Source organism: Comamonas sp. MYb69 (genome assembly GCF_037479315.1).
Taxonomy (GTDB): Bacteria; Pseudomonadota; Gammaproteobacteria; order Burkholderiales; family Burkholderiaceae_C; genus Comamonas.
Genome location: NZ_JBBGZG010000004.1, coordinates 250,000 through 270,339, shown reverse-complemented (window position 1 = coordinate 270,339; position 20,340 = coordinate 250,000). Strand labels below are relative to the sequence as shown.

15 protein-coding genes are annotated in these 20,340 nt (G+C 61.4%); 5 read left to right on the top strand and 10 right to left on the bottom strand.

Annotation, left to right across the window (positions count from 1 at the left end):
* The first annotated feature begins 17 nt into the window (after nucleotides 1–17).
* The 3 genes from WH303_RS07550 to WH303_RS07540 all read left to right on the top strand — a co-directional run bounded on the left by WH303_RS07550 (nucleotide 18) and on the right by WH303_RS07540 (nucleotide 2,816).
* Complete coding sequence (locus WH303_RS07550; protein WP_312986615.1) at nucleotides 18–899, top strand: branched-chain amino acid ABC transporter permease; 882 nt, start codon at nucleotides 18–20, stop codon at nucleotides 897–899.
* A gap of 64 nt (nucleotides 900–963) precedes the next feature.
* Entirely contained in the window at nucleotides 964–1,977 is a 1,014-nt protein-coding gene (locus WH303_RS07545; protein ID WP_339517736.1) for a branched-chain amino acid ABC transporter permease, read from the top strand.
* A gap of 2 nt (nucleotides 1,978–1,979) precedes the next feature.
* Nucleotides 1,980–2,816, top strand: coding sequence for an SDR family NAD(P)-dependent oxidoreductase (locus WH303_RS07540; protein ID WP_339517735.1), 837 nt, complete (start codon nucleotides 1,980–1,982; stop codon nucleotides 2,814–2,816).
* A 353-nt stretch (nucleotides 2,817–3,169) separates the two neighbouring features.
* Here the strand turns inward: WH303_RS07540 and WH303_RS07535 are convergent, their stop codons facing one another.
* Together WH303_RS07535 and WH303_RS07530 are read right to left on the bottom strand one after the other, a co-directional pair.
* Complete coding sequence (locus tag WH303_RS07535) at nucleotides 3,170–7,579, bottom strand: ATP-binding protein (protein WP_339517734.1); 4,410 nt, start codon at nucleotides 7,577–7,579, stop codon at nucleotides 3,170–3,172.
* Between the two features lie 14 nt (nucleotides 7,580–7,593).
* Nucleotides 7,594–7,875 carry a hypothetical protein gene (locus tag WH303_RS07530; protein WP_339517733.1) on the bottom strand — a complete coding sequence of 94 codons (282 nt, stop codon included), beginning with the start codon at nucleotides 7,873–7,875 and terminating at the stop codon, nucleotides 7,594–7,596.
* Between the two features lie 774 nt (nucleotides 7,876–8,649).
* On the opposite strand from WH303_RS07530, the gene WH303_RS07525 reads away from it, so the two are divergent.
* On the top strand, nucleotides 8,650–9,423 hold the full coding sequence (locus WH303_RS07525) for an enoyl-CoA hydratase/isomerase family protein (RefSeq protein WP_021028139.1): 774 nt from the start codon (nucleotides 8,650–8,652) through the stop codon (nucleotides 9,421–9,423).
* Between the two features lie 354 nt (nucleotides 9,424–9,777).
* Complete coding sequence (locus WH303_RS07520) at nucleotides 9,778–10,425, top strand: TetR/AcrR family transcriptional regulator (RefSeq protein ID WP_339517731.1); 648 nt, start codon at nucleotides 9,778–9,780, stop codon at nucleotides 10,423–10,425.
* A 73-nt stretch (nucleotides 10,426–10,498) separates the two neighbouring features.
* Here WH303_RS07520 and WH303_RS07515 read toward each other — a convergent pair whose 3' ends face one another.
* The 8 genes from WH303_RS07515 to WH303_RS07480 form a co-directional block, all read right to left on the bottom strand.
* Nucleotides 10,499–11,692 carry a porin gene (locus tag WH303_RS07515; RefSeq protein ID WP_182345392.1) on the bottom strand — a complete coding sequence of 398 codons (1,194 nt, stop codon included), beginning with the start codon at nucleotides 11,690–11,692 and terminating at the stop codon, nucleotides 10,499–10,501.
* Nucleotides 11,693–11,897: 205 nt separating this feature from the next.
* On the bottom strand, nucleotides 11,898–12,473 hold the full coding sequence (locus tag WH303_RS07510) for a nuclear transport factor 2 family protein (RefSeq protein WP_339517728.1): 576 nt from the start codon (nucleotides 12,471–12,473) through the stop codon (nucleotides 11,898–11,900).
* On the bottom strand, nucleotides 12,470–14,596 hold the full coding sequence (locus tag WH303_RS07505; RefSeq protein WP_339517726.1) for an acetate--CoA ligase family protein: 2,127 nt from the start codon (nucleotides 14,594–14,596) through the stop codon (nucleotides 12,470–12,472). The genes WH303_RS07510 and WH303_RS07505 overlap by 4 nt, the downstream gene beginning before the upstream one ends.
* A gap of 11 nt (nucleotides 14,597–14,607) precedes the next feature.
* Entirely contained in the window at nucleotides 14,608–15,759 is a 1,152-nt protein-coding gene (locus tag WH303_RS07500; RefSeq protein WP_339517725.1) for an acyl-CoA dehydrogenase family protein, read from the bottom strand.
* A gap of 3 nt (nucleotides 15,760–15,762) precedes the next feature.
* Nucleotides 15,763–16,941: an acyl-CoA dehydrogenase family protein gene (locus WH303_RS07495; protein WP_182327811.1), complete on the bottom strand. Its 1,179-nt coding sequence runs from the start codon at nucleotides 16,939–16,941 to the stop codon at nucleotides 15,763–15,765.
* 63 nt (nucleotides 16,942–17,004) lie between these two features.
* Nucleotides 17,005–17,988 (bottom strand): Bug family tripartite tricarboxylate transporter substrate binding protein, encoded by a 984-nt coding sequence (locus tag WH303_RS07490; protein WP_339517722.1) that lies wholly within the window; start codon nucleotides 17,986–17,988, stop codon nucleotides 17,005–17,007.
* Nucleotides 17,989–18,040: 52 nt separating this feature from the next.
* The gene (locus WH303_RS07485) at nucleotides 18,041–18,883 is read right to left on the bottom strand and encodes an SDR family NAD(P)-dependent oxidoreductase (RefSeq protein ID WP_339517721.1); all 843 of its coding nucleotides are present in this window, start codon (nucleotides 18,881–18,883) and stop codon (nucleotides 18,041–18,043) included.
* Complete coding sequence (locus WH303_RS07480; protein WP_339517719.1) at nucleotides 18,883–20,106, bottom strand: ABC transporter substrate-binding protein; 1,224 nt, start codon at nucleotides 20,104–20,106, stop codon at nucleotides 18,883–18,885. The genes WH303_RS07485 and WH303_RS07480 overlap by 1 nt, the downstream gene beginning before the upstream one ends.
* Between the last annotated feature and the right edge of the window lie 234 nt (nucleotides 20,107–20,340).

Sequence of the window (20,340 nt, the reverse complement as noted above, 5' to 3'; positions counted from 1 at the left end):
CAGGCGGAGACAATACGATGGATACAATTTTCGGAATCCCGACAGCCGCGCTGATCGGCCAGCTCGTGGTGGGCCTGATCAATGGCTCGTTCTACGCGCTGATGAGCCTGGGCCTGTCGATCATCTTCGGCCTGCTGCATGTGGTGAACTTTGCCCACGGCGCGCAGTACATGCTGGGCGCCTTTGTGGCCTGGGGCCTGCTGCACTACCTGGGGCTGAGCTACTGGTGGGCGCTGATCCTGGCGCCGCTGGTGGTGGCAGCCTTTGGCATCCTGCTGGAGCGCACCATGCTGCGGCACCTCTACGCGGTAGACCATGTCTATGCGCTGCTGCTCACCTTTGGCATCTCCATCCTGATGGAGGGCGCCTTCCGGCTGTGGTTTGGCGTCAGCGGCCAGCCCTACCCCAACCCGCTGCAAGGCGGCATCGATGTGGGCCTGAGCTTTTTGCCGATGTACCGCGTCTGGGTGATCCTGGCGGGCCTGGCCGTCTGCCTGGTGACCTGGTACTTCATCGAAAAAACCAAGCTGGGCGCCTACCTGCGCGCCGCCAACGAGAACACGCCGCTGGTGCGCACCTTTGGCATCAATGTGCCGCGCATGCTGACCCTGACCTATGCGCTGGGCGTGGGCCTGGCCGGCTTCAGCGGCGTGATGGCCGCGCCCATCTACCAGGTCAGCCCGCTGATGGGTTCGAACCTGATGATCATCGTCTTTGCCGTGGTCGTCATCGGCGGCATGGGCTCGATCATGGGCTCGATCATCACCGGCTTTGCGCTGGGCGCGATCGAGGGTCTGACCCGCGTCATCTACCCCGAAGGCGCCGGCGTGGTCATCTTCATCGTGATGATCATCGTGCTGGCCGTGCGCCCCAACGGCCTGTTTGGCAGAGCGCACTGATGCGCCCGCACTGCCCTGCTCCCTTGGTCCCCGCCCAAGCTCTTGTCTTTCCCAAGGATTGAACATGCATTTCTTCTCACAACGCACCAACACCCTCTTGCTGGTGCTGGCGCTGGTAGCCCTGCTGCTGGCGCCGCTGGTGGCCTACCCGGTCTTTCTGATCAAGCTGATGTGCTACGCGCTGCTGGCCGCATCGGTCAACCTGCTGATGGGTTATGCCGGCCTGCTGTCCTTTGGCCATGCGATGTTTTTTGGCACGGCCGGCTATGCGGCTGCGCATGCCATCAAGGTCTGGGGTTGGGACGGCTCGGCCGCCATCCTGCTGGCCATGCTCTGCGCGATGGCTGTGGCCGTGGTCACCGGGCTGCTGGCCATCCGCCGCCATGGCATCTACTTCTCAATGATCACCTTGGCCTTCTCCCAGGTCATCTACTTCTTTGCGCTGCGCCTGCCCTTTACTGGCGGTGAGGACGGCATCCAGAACGTGCCCCGGCCGGAGGTGTTTGGCTTTATCTCGCTGGCCGACAACACCACCCTGTACTACTTTGCCGCCACCCTGGTCGCCGCCGCATTCTGGCTCATCTACCGCATCGTCTACTCGCCCTTCGGCCAGGTGCTGCGCGCCATCCGCGACAGCGAGGCACGTGCCCAGTCGCTGGGCTACCAGGTGCTGCGCTACAAGCTCGTGATCTTTGTGCTGTCGGCCGCGCTCGCCGGCCTGGCCGGTGCGCTCAAGGTCATCACCTTCCAACTGGCCACCCTCAACGATGTGAACTGGACCACCTCGGGTGAGGCGCTGCTCATCTGCATCGTCGGCGGCCTGCAGACCTTGCTGGGCCCTGTCATCGGCGCGGCCATCATCGTCAGCATGCAGAACTACCTGGTCGCCATGGCCGAGTGGGTGCTCATCATCCAGGGTCTCGTGTTTGTCGTCGTCGTGATGCTGTTCCGCAAGGGCATCATCGGCCAGCTCTACGCCTGGCTGGAAACCCGCCAGGCACGCCAGGCGGCACCACAGCTGGAGGCTCAAAACCAGGCCGAACGCCAAAGCCGCAGCCAAACTGGACAAGGAGCATGAGCATGACTGATCCAATATCCGTACCTGTGCAAACTCATGCTCAAGCCCCTGCCCAAGCCCAGGCCCCCAGCCATTTCCCCGAAACGCCCGGCTTGCTGCAAGGCCGCCTGGCCCTCATCACCGGCGCGGCCAGCGGCATCGGCCAGGCCATTGCCATCAGCTTTGCCAAGGCCGGCGCCCGGGTGATAGTGACCGACCTGGACACTGCGCGCTGCGCGGGCACCCTGGCCGAGGTAAAAGCCGCCGGCGTAGAAGGCTGGGCCTTCGCGCTCGACGTCACCGATCTGGAGGCCTGCCAGGCGCTGGCCGCCCGCGTGGGCAGCGACATCGGCCCGGTAGACACCCTCGTCAACAACGCCGGCCTGCTGATCCGCGAAGGCATCGACCACCCCCAGGCATCCCGCCACCTGCGCCAAGTCATCGATGTGAACGTCTTTGGCCTCTACAACATGGTGCAGTCCTGGCTGCCCGCCCTGCGCGCCACGCGCGGCTGCATCCTCAACATCGCCTCAGGCGCAGCCTTTATCGCCCAGGGCAATGCTATGGGCTACTCCGCCTCCAAAGGCGCCGTAAAAATGGCAACCCAAACCTTGGCCCTGGACCTGGGCCGCGACGGCATCCGCGTCAACGCGCTGGCCCCCGGCGTCATCCACACCCCCATGACCGAAGCCACCCGCAACAACCCACAGCGCCTGCAAGGCTTTATCCAGCGGACGCCTGCCGGGCGGATTGGCAAGCCGCAGGAGCTGGCGGGGCCGGCGGTGTTTTTGGTGTCGGGGCTGGCTAGTTATGTGAATGGGGTTACGTTGCCGGTGGATGGGGGGACGGTGGCGGTTTAGGGTAAGGGTAAGGGTTTTAACTGATGCCGATCAGCGATGAACTTTGGACTTGGCGATTCGGTAGGGTGAGCGTCTGAGCGAGCTTTAATCATTAAGGCTTAGCCTCTTAGCTCACTCAGTTCATCAACTCATGCATCTTTGGGCACTGGGTTCTGAGTTTTGAAATGGTCTAGCGACAAATATTGGCCATTTCTAGTCGCTCGATCCTTTGCTGCATTACGCTGCTATGCAGGGTCGCCGCCTGCCGCCAGAGTCAAATAAACTAATCGCATCCACCTACTACCAGCCGTTTAATAGGGGCTAGGCCAATGCGATCTCGCTTCCTTCAACAAGAATATTGATCCCGTCTCAAACTAAACGCGCACAAGAGAAGCTACAGCCGCCTCTTCGGCACCATACACAGCTCCATCCAACAGTTGCTCGTACAGATCCATTGCTTGGCTACGCATGAGGTCTTTGGACCTTTGGAGTGAGATGGCGATAGATACAAAGTTCTCCCCATGTGGCATACGAAAGCGCGAATCACCATTCACAAACATAAGTTCGGTGCAGCGTTTCGCAAGCTCAAGGACTAATTCCTCGAAGCCAGGGCTGAGAAGCAGCTCCTGCAGCAAACGCGTGAAGCTCCGATTGAGACACACCCGTAGCACTGCGGGATTTCTCGCAACTACATTCAATAATTCTTTGGTATGGGTGTCAGTTATTGGTGAATCCCAATGTGATAGCGCTCCAGCTACTGCAGCTGCCTCATGGTCAACAGCATGTAGCGCAAAACGCATCAGTACCTGATGCGCGCCTAAACGCAGCGATTCCTCGCGCCAAGCGGTTGAGGCCGTAAATAGAGCACCTAGTCGTTCTGGCGTGTCTGACCCTGCCAGAATTTTTTCCAACTGATCTGATGCGACTTTGTCCTCAGGTTGAATGAGAACTGACGCCATCAGCAATTCGCCTGCAACTTGCCGGTTACCTGCATCACCGTCAACCAGCCAGCGATCTTGTATCGCCTTCATCACTTCATCAGCAACCAGATCACGATTTTGCCAAAGGAATTTTGAAACATATTTGTCTGAGAATGCATCTGGAAACCTATTCAAGATCTTTTGTAGGAGTTTTGTTGCACGAAGGCGATTCGCCCAAAACAATGGATCGCAACGAAACATCAACAATGCAGACCAGATCGCAGGATCCTCGAAGCGTTCTACATGTCGTTCCAAAGCAGACAACCAACCGTCCCAATATGGCTCCTTACGCCCCAGCAACCCAGCAGCCATCGCACTAAGCAAGGTAAAGTTGTCTTGAGGTAGGATTCGCATACCTCCCGAAAATCTGCGGAACAAAATAGCATTTATCTCGGCTTTGTGATTCCTATTCATCTCACGATTGCGCTTATCTAAATCCAGCCTGGCCGCAATGCGCTCTTTGGTGCTAAGAAAATCGTTGACTATCCATGACTCCAATAGTGCAACATCTTCATCAACCAGACCTCCATCACGCCCCGCCAGATCCTGAAACGCCAAGGCAACGCTCTTTCTCCAAGATTTGGTGGAAAAGCCTTCGCGATGCCATTTCCATACAAGGGCTCGAACACGTTGCGGAGCAACGTCTTGATCTTCAGCAAGAACACGAAGAAGCTCGCCTGCGGCATTCTCATGCCGGCCAGGTCGAAAACGCTGTTCAGCGATTAACAAAGCGCGGTCAGGGTGAGTCTTTCCGAATCCCGCAAATGCGTGAGCTAATTCCACTGTGCCCCCATCTCTGCGAGAATTTCCGAGGCTGCGTCGACGATCCGTATCATCCGCCACATCGTCGATCATCTTGAAAACGTCATCGTCGGAGGCGTTGCCCATCTGCTGTGCGGACATCGGTGATCCCACCACAGATACCATCCTTGCTCCGCGATTGGTTCGGAGTTTTGGCTGTGTTGCACTCCATTCCTGAACTTGCCGGTATCTGCGCGGTGACAAGGCATGTGCAGGCAACAGTGCCAAAAGAGTGAGCCGCTTCCCCTCAGCCCACTCGCGACGCTTACGTCTTATGGACACATCGGAATCTTCTTGCGCTTCATGCAGGTATGGATCCCATGATTCAATGCCTGCCCGAAGATGCTCAATTCTCTCTGTACTTAGTTGAACAACTGTGGTTCGTAGAAGCTCCTGCGTCGACCATCCATCCACAAGATAATTAACACTGTCGGAGACTGTGATGAAGGATGTGCCCACCTGCAAGCGTCTTGTGTCAGCAAGCAGATATTCAATACCTGCGTCTGCCAATTCCATGCCACCGGCAGCAAACCCTTCAACAATAAGCGCCTGTACCTCTGCCACTTCCACGTTTGCGAACGTCTTAACTAAGCGCAAAAAATCATACGGGTATTCTTTGGCACATGCAAAAACTATGTTTTTCGTGATCCTGAAGATGCCATCTTCAGTATGCTCATAGTCCCACCAGTTCGGTAGGCTTGAAGACGCCGGGTAGTTATCCAGCAATCCTTGCGATAGAGGCTCTGCTCGACTAGCAACATGTACAAACCATGGTAGGAGAACATTTGCAAAAGGTAGGATCGTCCGTTGAGCAAGCTTGTCCAAGCCGTGGAACTGTAGACGTTCCTGTTTGCTAACCTCCGTATTCTCGAGATATATCTTGAAGAGCTCTGCAGCCCGATCATCACCCAGCCTTTTCGCATATTCAACAATCGTGTACTCGTCGAGTTCCTTTCGCGCAAATATCTGTCGAAGGCGCTCGACTATGGTAGCGGACCATTGGCTTGATTTTGAAAAGACCTCGATCGCCTCAAGATCATGTTCAGGCGTGCCCCAATGAGAGGCAATTGAACGAACTACGAAATCGGCATCGAGTGGAGCTTCAACAATCAACAACTGGACCGCGCTCCATCGCAATTCGCCATTTCCCATGATGCTAGGCACCAACGGGAGAAGGTAGTCGCGCCAATTTGTCCAATGCGCAATGATTCGTACAAGGGCTCTGCGTGCTAACGGGACATCTGTACGAACCAGATTTTGCATCCAACGTCGTTCACGTTCGGACGGGTGCTGTTGTCCAGCCACCATGTCCACAACAAGGTGGCGAATATGCCGCCGCGTTGTTGTATGTCCCAGAAGCGCATCAATTGCCTGCTCATAAGCTGACAAATCAAACGCTCGGAGGCGTTGCAAAGTACGCAGTACGGTAGCGCGTGCAAATAGCCCGTCTTGTCTCTCCCATGCGTAGTTCGCTAGCGATTGGCCGGTTGAGAAGTTCTTTGCCTGAAAGTCGTCTAGCCAAGCTTGGTGGCTGAACCCCACTAAGCTGTTCTGTCTCACCACTATTCCAGAAGCCACAGCAACCTGGACCGCCTGTGGATCCTGGATCTCATAAACATCTGCAGGCCGCCAAAGAGATTCACTTTCGGTCATATCGGCTGCCAACCTCTCCAAGAACTTGACCACTTCCCGCCGCATTGAGGTGTCGCCGAGATTGGCGGATGTAAGCCAAGTGTTGAGCAGTTGAGACGCAATCAACTCGCGAGCAGGAATGCCCCGTCGAAGAATTTCCACAAAGATGCGCAAAGCAAAAGGGCGCCTCAACGTCTCCCTCAAAGGCTCAGGAACATCCCCGACTGAAATGTGCAGGCGCTGCAACAGAGCTTGAACTTGTTCTTGGCTAGGCAATGCAAGCTGGACAACCTCTGCCTTTAAGGACTGAAAGCGCGCATCATATGCAGCTTCAAAGGGCCTGGATGATACGACGATGTGGACAGGCGGCGCAAAACGCTCGACACGCTTCCGATCTTGGAAATGGTGTGCAATCTGCAGCAGAAGCATCATTCGATCCGATGATCGATCCATAACCTCACTGACTGCATCTAACTGATCAATCAGTACAACGACGGGCGCAGTTCGAGCCAGTGCATCAATCTCTCCGAGCAAATGCCCGCGCAATCCCAGTGCTTTTGACACATCGCCCAGGGTTCTCACATGCAGCGGAAGAAGATCCGCCTTGATGGCGAAGACAACTATGCCCTGCGACTGAAGGCACCCAACTAGACCAGCGAAAAGTGCCGACTTCCCTGAGCCCGATTCGCCAATGACGAGGGTACAGGCGTACGGATGCTCACGAATGCGTTGTCGAAGTATTTCTAGTTCCGGGCGAACGATGTGTTCGCCGCCGATCGTCTGCGACCAAGACTGCAGCGCCTGAGAGGCTACCTTTGCATCAACCCGTGCTTCATCGACGTCGACCACATCAGCGATTGTGGCTGGAGCGATCTGTTTTTCAATGCGGAGTAATGTAGATCGGACTTCTTCCAAAGCTTGATCTCGGATCGGCTCTCGCCAGTGCTTGGATGCGTAGAGGGCTGGACGTAAATGAGTCAGAAACAGAGAAAAGGCGTGTTCCAAGTCAACTTGCCGGGTACGAAACAACTGTGGCAAGGTTTCCTCCAGCGAGCGCTCGCGTAGGAAAGGCTTCACGAATCGCTCGATGTAGCCCGCGACGATCTCCACTTCTGGTTGTTCACCAGTCCAATCATGTAGGAAGTGCACCACTGCCGGTGCTACGACTTGGTGGACGAAGATCTCTGAACGAAAGTCTTCCGCGAGCATTGGCACTACAGCTACCGCGCTCTCCATTGTTTCTGCGATGATTTCTACTAATTCCGCCTTAGCTGCGCTATCGCTCCACCGGGCCATAAAAGCCTTAGCTGCTCTATCCCCTGCCCGGCCAACAGCCCAACCAATGCAACCCTCAACGATTGTCGTAAACATTGATAGATTCGTCCTTATGTCTTGCTATATGTGGATTTTCGCTTGACCTTGATGGTCGAACAAAGCAATAGTTGGCCCATATGCTTCAAATAAGGCAATGTCCTGCGGCGATTTTCCGGAACGATCCCTAATTTGCCATCTGAACCGCTTGCAATAAGAACTTTCGCGGCACAAGTTTGACGCATCGAGATAGCGTCATGAGGTAGCGAATTGCCATTGAAGTCCCTCACGTCAACATCTGCATCCACTGTGACAAGCAAACGAACTGCTTCACCTTCCTCAATGTCGCCAACCATTGGACAGGAGCCTCACCATTGCTGCCTCTAGTGATTGGCTCAACGCTGTGGCAGTTTTCGAGCTGCAGCATCATCGAGAACGTCTCTAAGAGTAAGCATGTGATTAAGTACCTTTGCGATTAAACGCCTCGATTAAACGGTGCTGCGAAGTAGCGTAAGCTTGATTGAGCTTCCAAGACCATGTTTATCAGTCGCTAGTGGCAACAGTCCCTTCCAAGTCTGCATTAGCAAAACCATACAAATTTGCTATGTTTAGAAAATTCTTATAAACAACCTCATGAGAGGCCGGCTGTATGTCACGAACGCGCGAATAAAAATCTACCGCAATTCGTTGAATTTTCAGTAGCTGCATGTGTTAATGCCAAAAATCCTCTCAGGCTTGATGTAGATTTCCATTCTATTTTCAGCAAAGCCCGATCAAGATGCTCTCACTCCGACATTCAGACCATAGAGTGACCTCCGGCTGGATCCAAGTTGGTATGGAAGTTCATAGAGTGCCAGATCTCCGCTAAAAAGCTACATGCTGATCGAAATCAGCGCCCATAGTCTTCATCATGAACGGCGATGAAGGCCAGAGGGTTTCGGCGCTCTCTGCACGGGTTCCAGAGCCATATCTTGACTATCCAAGATCAGAATGCCCTCCTCAGCCCCCCCAATCACCTGAGCGACACCCCCACCCCTCCCCCGTACCAACCCGCTTGAGCCCTCCGCCGTTATTCGCTAATATTTACTTGCCGACCGGTAAATTACTAGTATTCAACCAGGAGACCCTGCATGGCCTACAACACGCTCATCGTCGACATCAAGGACAAGATTGCCGTTGTCACCCTCAACCGCCCGCCCGTCAACGCGCAGAACAAGGAGTTCCGCAACGAGATCATGGAGCTGTTTGACGAGCTGTCTGACCGCGACGATGTGGCCTGCATCGTGCTCACGGGCACGGGCAAGGTGTTCTCGGCCGGTGCCGACATTCGCGAACGCCCCAACCTGGCCGGTGAGCCCGGTGCCTATGGCCGCCACAACCGCCTGGTGCGCGAGTCGAACAACGCGATCATGGAATGCTCCAAGCCCATCATTGCGGCGATCAATGGGCCGGCGCTGGGGGCTGGCTTTGGGCTGGTGATGGCTTCGGATATCTGGGTGGCCTCGGAAGATGCCTATTTCTCGATGCCTGAAATCAATGTGGGCCTGGCGGGGGGGGTGACCTTTTTGCAGCGCTATTTCAGCCAATCGCGCGCACGCCGCATGTTCTTTACCGGCATGAAGGTGTCGGCGCAGGAGATGTACCGCCTGGGCCTGATCGAGGCCTGCCTGCCCGCCGACCAGCTGATGCCCTATGCAATGGAGATGGCGCGCGAGATTGCCTCCAAGAGCCCCATCGCCTTGCGCCTGGCCAAGGAAGCTGCGCGCATGACCTTGCTGATGCCCACGCGTGATGCCTACCGCTATGAGCAAGGCAACACCGTGGCGCTGTCCAAGACCGAAGACACGCGCGAGGCGCAGCAGGCATTTTTGGAAAAGCGCGAGCCGGTCTACAAGGGCCGCTGAGACTAGCCGGGTACAGCTAAGCGCCGCTGACACAGGCCTTGATACGTTGTTGCCTCGCCGGCTGCGTCCTGTCTTGTGCGGGGCGGCAAGCCTTCATCGCAAACCTTGAGTTTGCCGGGTCCTGTTAGCGGCTCCCAGTCCCACGCGCCGAGAATCATCGATCGCTGCTGCTGTCCCAGGGCCACAACACCCGGGCAGCGCAGCCTGGGCGGCCGCCAGACAGCATCAGGCGGGGCCCGATGGATGGATGATTTTCGTTGAACTATGATGGTGCCACCGCCCAGAAGCCACAAGCCTACGGATGCGGATCGGTCGTCTCCCGGCCGATATCAGGGCAAACAAATTTTGGTGACTATGCAAAAAAACACGACGAAACCCTCCGACGCCCCCGAAGAAGGCAGCAGCACGCGCATGCGTGTGGAAGACCGGAAAGAGCAACTGATAGAGATAGCGGTCCGGCTGTTTGCCAGCAAGGGCTTTGACGGTACCTCGCTGCGCGACATTGCCGACGAAGCCCAGATCACCAAGGCGGCGCTCTACTACCACTTCCCCAACAAGGATGCGCTCTACGAGAGCATCCTCGTCGATGGCATGCGCACCCTTGTCAACTACGTGTCTACGGCCATGGGCAAGGTGGCCAGCCCCGAGGGCAAGGTGCGCGAGTTCATGCTCTCCTCGGCCGACTATATGGACCGCAACCGCGACTCCTGGATTGCCGGCTCCAACATGTTCTGGTTTGGCGACAATGCCAAGCCCCGCACCGAGAACCTGGCCCTGCGCGACCAGTACGAGAAGCTGCTGCGCGATGCGATCAAGCAGGCCGTGGACAGCGAGGTGTTCCAGAAGGTGGACCCCACCATTGCCAGCCGCATGCTGCTGGCCGTGCTCAACCAGTTGCCCCGCTGGCATTCGCCCACCGGGCGGCTCAGCGCCCGCCAGGTGGTGCAGCAGTACATTGACATGATTTTCCAAGGACTGCTGGCCAGCAACCCGTCCCGATAAGCCAGACACGGGATACCTATAAAACAAGGCCCAGGCGCTGCAAACGCCTGGGCCTTGTTGCGTATGTCAGCCTTTAGAAGCTGTGGATGATGCCCACCCGGTAGGCATTGCTGTTGCCGTTGTTGGTAAAGCCCGCAGCGGTCACCGCACCGGTCAAGGTGTAGCCGGCGCCGTTCTTGTTCTTCACATAGCCATAGTCGGTGTACAAGGTGGTGCGCTTGGACATGGGGTACAGATAGGCCACGCCGTACTGGCGCGCATCGCGGTTCAGCGGGCCGGTGTCGTTCAGGTCGATGGCGTTGAGCAGCAAGGTGCCTGGGCCGAGCTTGACGGAGGCGCCGATCGAGAAGCTGCGGTCGTCCTGGCCTTCGTAGTAGCCCACCGAGGGGAAGCCGGCGAGCTGGCCGCTGTTGTCCAGGCCGGTGTTCACCGTGGGCGTGATGGCTGCGCCGGGGTTCTTGAAGGTGGCGAACGAGCCAAACAGCTTGAAGGCCTTGAAGTCATAGGCCAGCGCCGAGTTGAAATAGCGCGTCGCCGATCCATCGGTGGGGTTGGTCATGCGCGTAGCCGATACGGCTGCGCTCCAGGCGTCGTTCTTGTAGAACAGCGCCAGCGTGTACTGGTGGGCACGGTGCTCGATGTCAATGCTCTGGCGCGTGTATTCGCTGATGGTATAGGCCGCCTTGCCGATAAAGCCGCCGATCGACGGGCTTTGGTAGAGGATGTTGTTGTTCTGCCGGCCGGGCGATGGCTGGATGCCCTGCAGGTTGCCGCCGCCGCCCAGGCCAAAGGGGTCACCGACGGCCTGCACTTCGGTCGGCAGCGATGCCAGGGTACGGCCCATGCGCAGTTCGCCAAAGTTACCGGTCAGGCTGATGAGCGAACCCCGGCCAAAGGCCTTGGCGCCAAAGCCCTGGTTTTGCTGCTGCGCGCCGTTGGAGGTGTTAATGCCCATCTCCAGCTGGAAGTTGGCCCGCAGGCCGCCGCCCAGGTCCTCGCTGCCCTTGAAACCCAGGCGCGAGCCCATCATGTGGCCGCTCTCCAGCTTGGTGGCGCGCTGGCCCTGCATGGATACGCTGGCCACGCTGCTGTCGATCAGGCCATAGACCTGTACCGAGCTGCTGCCGCCCGAGGCCAGCCCCCCGGCCGGCGAGGTGATCTGCTTGAGCTCCTGGGTCTGCGCGGTTTGCGCCGCCGCGCCCCCGGCCGCTGCAGAGGCGATGAGTGCTGCGAGCAGCGGATGAAGTCTGGGCTTGTTGGCTTTCATGGTTTGTCTCCTGGTGTACTTTTGGAAAGACGTGGTCGGGCCTGGCCCCATGCACGACCACGGTGAAAACGCTTTGCTGTTTTTTTAGACCGAGCAGATCCCCACCGCGCTAGACGGCGCAGTGAGAAAGTGAGTCCCTGCAGTCAAACGCAGGGGCAGAAGGGGCGGACGCGATCCGCCAGATGGAGCGCGGTGAGCGGCGCGGCTATGGGCTAGCGGGCATTGCCACCTCGCGCATCAACGCGTACCAGGGGTCGTCAGGCGCCCTGGCGCCCATGGGCAGGCGCCGGCCAAAGCGCGTGGCTTCGTCCTGCGTGGGCGCGGCCCAGATGTCCTGCCAGTCGTAAACCACCACGCGCTTGGCCACCCGCCATTCACGCTCTGCGGTGGCCGTGGCGCGGCAGGTGAACAGATCGACATAGCGGCCGCACAAGAAGGTGGCGCGCGGCGCGCCAGCGGCATCGGTGTCGGTCTGGTAGGCCAGAAAATACGCCTCCACCGCAGCGGCATCGCCGTTCAGATGGATCGACAGATTGGCGATGTTGTGGATATAGCGCCCCTTGGCCAGCTGGGGCAGCGCCGCCTGGATAAAGCCTTCGGCACTGCCCTGGTAGGCGCCATGGCGGTCCGTGGCATCGGGCCAGTAGGCGGCACGCAAGGCCGCTTCGTCGCCCCGGTCTATGCCCCGGCAGTAGGAGTAGAGTGCTTCGCGGATCGCCTCGCGGTCGCAGAGCGCCTGGAGCTGCGCCTCCAGATGGGCCAGCCTGGCTTCGCTGCTCATGGCTGTGCCCCCTGCTGCGTCTGCGCGCGCAACTCGATCACCGCATCCAGGCACATGGCGCCCTGGGTGCGCACCATCAGCGGATTGATGTCCACGCTCTGGATGCTGTCAGCATGCTGCATCGCAAACTCCGACAGCCGGCACAGCGCCTGCACCAGCGCGGCCTCGTCATACTGCGGGCCGCCGCGCCAGCGGCGCAGCAGCTGGCTGGAGCGCACGGCATCCACCAGCGCCTGGGCGCGGGCTGCCGTGAGCGGTGCCGAGGCCAGCGCCACATCCTGGAACAGCTCCACCGCCGTGCCTCCGCTGCCATACATGACCATCTGGCCAAAGGTCGGGTCGCGGTGCAGGCCCAGGATCACCTCCACGCCGCCACGCAGCATCGGGGCGATCAGCACGCCGTCCAGGCGGGCATCGGGCCGCGCTGTGCGGGCGCGGTCCATCAAGGTACCAAAGGCACGTTCGACGGCGGCGGCATCCTGCAGGTTGAGCATGACGCCGCCGACCTCGGTCTTGTGCGCGATGTCGGGCGAGACGATCTTGGCCACGACCGGGAAGCCCACCTGCGCTGCGGCAGCAGCCGCTTGAGCGGCGCTGCTGCACAGGTGCTCGGGCGGCACCGGCAGGCCGGCGGCCGCCAGCGCGCGCTTGGCGCCGCTTTCGGTATGCACATCGTCCAGCGCCAAGGCGGGCGCGGCGGGCTGTGCGCTGCCGGGCAGCTGGTACAGCGCCTGCCAGCGCTGGCGTATCTTGGCCAGGCCGGCAACGGCGCGCACAGCGCGGGTCGGATCCTCAAACACGGCCACGCCCTGCTTTTCCAACGCGCTGCGCACCTGGGGCAAGGCCAGCATCACCAGAATGGTCAGGCGCTCGCGGTGCTGCGCGGCCAGCGCGGCAATCTCTTGCTGCGTGCTGGCAAAGCGCTCGGGCGACAGGCCCACATGGGCCAGGTAGCCCAGCACCGCACCATAGCGCGTGTGCTCCAGCATCACGCCCAGGGTGCGCGCGGTGCCACTGGCCACCGAAGTGACCTGGGCCGTCATGTCCAGCGGGTTGGCGGCCACCGCAAAAGGCAGCAGCGCCAAGGTGGCTTCGCGCGCGGGGGCGGGCAAGGGGGGCAGCTCCATGCCCTGCGCGCCCGCCTCGTCGGCCATCAGCACGCCTATGCCGCCTGAGCCGGTGAAGACACCGAGCTCGTCATTGGCCGGCAGCACGCCGCTGACGGTATAGAGGTAGGCGATGTCCAGCATCTCCTCGATGGACTCGGGCCTCAGCGCGCCGCATTCGCGGAACACCGTGTCGTAGACCTTGTCATTGCCAGCCAGCGAGCCGGTGTGGGTGGAGGCAGCGGCGGCACCCAGCTCGGTGCGCCCTACCTTCATGATCAGCACGGGCTTGCCGGCGCGGGCCGCCTTGAGCAAGGCGCGGCGCAGGCGGTTGCCGTCGCGGCAGGATTCCACCGCCGCGCAGATGATGCGCGTGTCGGGATCATCGGCCAGGTAGTCGATGCTCTCGGCCACATCAACATCGGCCTCATTGCCCGTCGCGATGATCTTGCTGAAACCCAGGCCGCGCAAGGTGGCCAGGCCATAGGCGGCCGAGCCAAAGGCGCCGCTTTGCGTGGCCAGCGAGATGGAGCCCGGCTGGGGCTGTGCGCCGTTGAGAAAGGTGGAGAAGGTCGAGAAAAAGCGCGCCGGCACATTCAGCAGGCCCAGCGAGTTGGGGCCCAGCATGCGCACACCGGCTGCGCGGCACAGGCCGACAATGCGGTCCTGCAGCGCGCGGCCGGCCGCATCAATCTCGGCAAAGCCGGCCGTCATCACCTGGATGGCCTTGACGCCCTTGGCAATGGCATCGCGCACGGCCTCTTCCACCCCGGCCACCGGCACGCAGATGATGGCCTGGTCGACCGGGAACGGGATATCGGACACCTTTTGGTAGGACTGCAGGCCCTGGATCAGCGCGCCGCTGCGGTTGACCGGGTAGATGGGCGCAGCAAAGCCGGCTTCGAGCATAAAGCGCAGCGGGCGGCCGCCAATGCGCTCGGGATCGGACGAGGCGCCCACCAGCGCCACCGAGCGGGGGTGGAACAAGGCGTCGAGGGACGAAGATGCGTGGCTCATGGCGGGTCCTCTCAGGCGCGGGCAGCGGTGGGGGCGGATTCAGCGGCCACTTCAGCCGCAATCTCGGCAGCCATGTCGGCTGCCAGGCTGTCGAGCTGCTCGTAGCGGTCGCCCCATTGCAGGCTGCAGCCAATCGCATGCATGGCCAGGCGGGCGGCAGGCAGCTCGCGCGACATACCAATGCCGCCGTGCAGCTGGATCGCCGACTCGCCCACCTGGCGGGCCGCGATCGACAGGTAGTGCTTGAGCAGTGCCACGGCATGCGCATCGCTGTCGCCCTGGTCAAAGGCCACGACGCGCTCGCGCACCATGCCGCGCACGCTTTCATAGGCCACATACATGTCCACCGTGCGGTGGCGCAGCGCCTGGAAGGTGGCAAGCTGCACGCCAAACTGCTGGCGCGTGTTCAGGTACTCGATGGTCTGCTCCACCATCGCGCCAATGGCGCCGACGATCTGCGCGCAGCAGACCAGCGCGCCCACGGTATTGGCGCGCTCGGCAGCGGCCACGGCCGCCCGGCCCCGTTGCAGCACGGCACTGGCGGGCAGGCGCGTAGCCTTCAGGCTCAGGTCGGCGGTCAGGCGGCCGTCATGGCCAGCCCAGCGTTGCAGGCTGCCGCCTAATTGATCGCGGCTGGCCAGCAGCAACAAGGCTTCGCCAGCAGCGCTGTGGGCCAGGAAGAGCAGATGGCTGGCCGGTTCGCTCAGGTCGATGCCGCGCAGGCTGCCCTGCAGTTGCACACCTTCGGCATCCACCATCGCCCTCAGGCTGCAGCTGCCGTCATGCGCAAACACGGGGGCGATGGAGACTTCGCCCGCGGCCAGCAGCCCCAGCATCTGCGCCACATCGTCGCGGCCGGGGATGGCGCCGAGCACCGCTGGCACCACCGCGCAGCGTGCGACCAGCGGCGTGGTCAGGCCATAGCGGCCAGCGGCCTCTGCGATGGACGCGACATCGGCAAAGGTCGAGCCCGCGCCGCCACTGGCCTCGGGCACCAGCACGGCTTGCCAGCCGAGCTCCAGAAACTGCTGCCAGCTGTCGCTGGCCTGGTCGGTGGCCTGGGCTTCGGTCAAAGCGGCATTGACCGCCACAGCATCGGCTGCCACCCGCATCGTCGTGTCGTACAGGTCGCCCGGAAACATGGGAGAGGCTTGAAAAGGCATGGGTCAGGCTCCAAAGATATCGCGTGCAATCACGTTTTTTTGTACTTCGCTGGTACCACCGGCCAGGGTGCGCGAGCGGTAGAAGAGGTAGGTGTGGATCAGCTCGCGCTTGAGCTCCACATCGGCGGGGCTGTCCTCGGGCAGGCTCGGAATCAGGCGCGCCGCGTAGTCGGGGCTCATGTCAAAGGCGATGCCAATGATCTGCTGGGCCAGGTCGGAGCAGAACAGTTTGAGCGCCGAGGATTTGGACGAGGCCAGCGTGCCCTGCATCTCTTCGTCGATGGCGCTGATCAGCATCTCCTTGGCGCCAGCCACGGCCGCCTGCGCCAGGAACAAGCGCTCCAGCAGCATGTGCTGGCTGGCGCCTTGCTGCGTACGGCCGCGCTCGCGCAGCGGCTGCTCGATCTGCTCCAGCAGGCGCACCAGGCGCGGCACGGTGGCGGGCGACAGGCGCTCGCGGTCGAGCAAGAACTTGGCGCAGGCCCAGCCGCCGCCCTCCTCGCCAATCAGGTTGGCAACGGGCACGCGCACATCGCGCAAGAACACCTCGTTGACATGGTGCCAGTGGTCAATCGTCGGGATGGGGCGCACCTCGATGCCGGGCGCGTCCATCGGCACCAGCAACAAGGAGATGCCGGCCTGCTTCTTGCCCTCTTTGGAGGTGCGCACCAGGGTGTACATCATGTCCGCCTCCTGCGCATGGGAGGTCCAGATCTTCTGGCCGTTGATGACATAGTCATCGCCATCGCGCACCGCCGCCGTGCGCAGCGAGGCCAGGTCCGAACCAGCGCCGGGCTCGGAATAGCCCTGGCACCACCACTCGCTGCCGTCCACAATGCGCGGCAGGTAGCGCTCCTTTTGCGCGGGCGTGCCAAAGTGCATGATCACCGGGCCGATGTGGCCGATGCCATGGTGGTAGAGCGGCGGGCAGTCTTCCTGCGCCATCACTTCTTCAAACAGGTAGCGCTGCTGCATGTCCCAGCCGGTGCCGCCCCACTCGATCGGCCAGTTGGGGGCGCTCCAGCCCTTGCGCTGCAGGATCTTGGCCCACTCGCTCATCTCGGCGCGGCCCAGCTTCTCGTTGGCGCGGACCTTGGCTTTCAGCGCGGGCGGGCAATGCTGCTGCGCAAAGTCGCGCAGGGTTTGTCGAAAGTCGGCATAGGGATCGGTGGTTGCTGTCATGTTTCCGGGTTCAAGGTCAAATCAAACGACAAGGGGCAGGCAAGGGCTGGGCGCCCCCTGCCCTCATTCCTGGGTAATGTGTTTTTCTCGGATCACGGCGGCCCAGCGCGGGCGCTGGGCATCCAGGTAGGCCGTGAAGTCTTCGGGGCCGAGCAGGTGCAGCTCGCCGCCGGGGCGGGTCACGCCCTCGGCCACGCTGGGCACTTCCACCACCGCGCGCAGATCGCGGTAGATGCGCTGCTGCAGTGCGGCGGGCACCTTGGCGGGCATGAAAAAGCCAAAGAAGCTGCTGCAGCTGTAGGGCTTGAGCTCGGGCGCGGACGACTGGGAGAACGGGGTCAGCGGCAGCGCGCTGCGCACGGGCTTGTCGCTGGCCACACCCAGCACCTTCATGCGCCCGGCCTGTACATAGCTCACTGCGCTGGGCGCATCCAGCAAGGCCGCTACCTCGCCGGCCATCAAGGCATTCAAGGCCGGGGCATTGCCCCGGTAGGGCGCGTGGATGATGTGCGCGCCGACGGCCGAGGCCAGCATCTCGGCACAGATATGCGGGCTGGAGCCGACGCCCGACGAGGCGAAGGCCAGCTTGCCGTCGTTGGCGCGCATATAGCTGGCGAACTCGGCCAGGTTGTTGGCGGGCACTTGCTTGCCCACATAGAGCACGCTGGGCGACTCGGAGACCATCATCAAAGGTTTCAGGTCCTGCGGGTCATAAGGCAGGCGCGGCATCATCAACGGGTTGGTCAGGTAACCCAGGCTGCTCAGCAGCAGGGTATGGCCATCAGCAGGGGCCCGGGCGACCAGGGCCGTGCCAATGGTGGTGCCGCCGCCGGGGCGGTTGTCGATCACCACGGGCTTGCCCCATTTCTCGGCCAGCACCGGTGCAATGGCGCGGGCCACCTGGTCGGTAAAACCGCCGGCCGCATAGGGCACGACGATGGTGACCTGCTTGTCAGGGAACTCCGCCGCCTGCACCACGGCCCCGGCCCAGGCGCCGATGAACACGCCCCAGGTGGCGGCACGCTTGAATTTTTGAGAGATAGACACGGCAGGTCTCCATCACAAAATACGTTGTTGCTATCGGCTGGCCCGTTGCGGCCTAGCCTGCGGCAGCGGGCTGGGGCAAGCGGCTTAGCGCCGCCTGGTCCTGCCAGGCTTTTTGCGGCAGCGAGGCCATCATGGTGTGGGCCAGCCCGCCATCGACCACCAGCTCGGCGCCGTTGACGTAGGCGGCCGCATCGCTCAGCAAGAAGCTGACGGCGCCCGCAATATCGCCGGGCCCACCAATGCGGCGCAGCGGCACGCGCTGCTCGCGCTGGGCCTTGGCTGCCGGATCGGCATAGGCCAGCGCGGTACCGGGCGTGGCAATCAAACCGGGCGAGAGCGCATTGATGCGCACACCCAGCGGCCCCCACTCGGTCGCCAGCTGGCGCACCAGCATCAGCGCGGCCGCCTTGCTGGCGCTGTAGGCGCCCAGCGGTGGTGTGGCATGGCTGGCCGATACCGAGGTGATGACGACGATGCTGCCGCCACTGGCGCGCAGCGGCGCCAGCGCCGCCTGGGCCAGCAGCAAGGGCGCCCGCGCATTGAGCGCAAAGGTCCGGTCCCAGTCGGCGACAGGGTAATCGCTCAAGGCGCCGGGAAAAGCCGCGCCGGCATTGCTGACCAGGCCATCGAGCCCGCCCCAGTGCTGCACGGCAGCGGCCACTGCCTGGGCGGCAAAGTCCAGCCCCGACAGATCACCCGCCAGCACCTGGACCTGGGCGCCCAGCGCTTGCAGTTCGGCGGCCACGGCATCCAGCTCGGCCGCATGCTGGTCCAGCAGGGTCAGCTGCGCTGGGCGGGCCTGGACGTCGCCCTGGTCATGGGCGTCTTGGGCCAGCCGCAGCGCAATGGCGCGGCCAATGCCGCGTGCGGCACCGGTGACGAGAATGCCGCCCATCACTGCCCCTTGAGCAGATCGCAGGCGCTTTCGGAGGCGGGGCGCCAAGCCTCTTCAGGCGCGATGGTGCCGATGATCTTGTAGTAGTCGAACTTGGCCTTGGACTCCGCCGGCGTCTTGACCTGCACCGCATAGAGCGGGCGCAGCACCTGGCCATCGGCCCGCACCTTGACCTGCTTGGAGAAGAAGTCGTTGACCGGCAGCTCGCGGATCTTGGCCGCCACGGCCTTGCCCTCGTCGGTGCCAGCGGCCTGCACCGCCTGCAGGTAGTGCATGGTGGCGCTGTAGGCACCGGCCATCAAATAGGTGGGCGCGCCGTTGTTGTAGCGCGCCATAAAGCGCTTGGACCAGGCCCGGGTCTCGTCGTTCTGGTCCCAGTAGAAGGGCAGCGCCAGCTGCAGGCCCTGGGCCACATCCAGGCCCATCGCGGTCACGCTGTTGATCGTCATGCCAAACACCGCTACCTTCTGGCCGCCCCGCGCAATGCGGTACTCGGCCGCTTGTTTGAGCGCGTTGGACAGGTCCAGCCCGGCGTTGATGATGACAATCGCCTCGGCACCGCTGGCTTGTGCCTGCAGCAGGTAGGACGAGAAATCGGCCGTGCCCAGCGGATGGCGCGTGACACCAGTCACCTTGCCGCCGCCCTCTTTGATAAAGCGGGTGGCCTCGTCTAGGTAGGCCTGGCCAAAGGCATAGTCCACCGCGATGAAGTAGAAGCTCTTGACGCCCTGCTTCATCAGCGCCTTCACCCCTGCCTTGGGCATCGCGTAGGAGTCGGCGACAAAGTTGAAATTCATCGGCGAGCAGGCCTTGTTGGTCAGGTCGGCCGTCGTGGTGCCTGCGATCAGGTAGGGCTTGCTGCGCTCCTTCATCAGCTGGGCCACCGTGAGCGCAATCGACGAGGCGGAGTTGCCGACGATCGTGTCGAACTTCTCCACATCCAGCCAGCGGCGGGTGATGCTCAGGCCAATGTCGGGCTTGTTCTGGTCGTCGGCCACCACCACCTCGATGGGCTTGCCCAGCACCTTGCCACCAAAGTCCTCGACCGCCATCTTGACGGCCAGCGCATGGCCGGGACCGCCGTTGCCCGAGTAAGGGCCCGTCTGGTCCCCCATCACACCGATGCGGACCACGTCATCACTGACCTGGGCCCAGGAAGCGGACGGCGCGGCCATGGCCGCCAATAACGACAAAAGCAATGCATGCGGGCGAAAAGATTTCACGTTGTCTCCTTGATCAGCTCTTTTTTTGCGATGAACCGTGTCTTTGGCCGGCCGTCCAGATCTTGGTGTTGGACTACATACCTGCCGACAGGTAAATAGTACAAACAAAAGCCTGAATGGCTTTCAGTGCTAACCCTTGGTCGCTGGGTGCTGTGTGTTTTTGCCCCTGGTGGATGGGGCTGGAGAGACCGATGCGCGGGCGGTGCTGGCGGGCATCAACGGCCTGAGAAATTG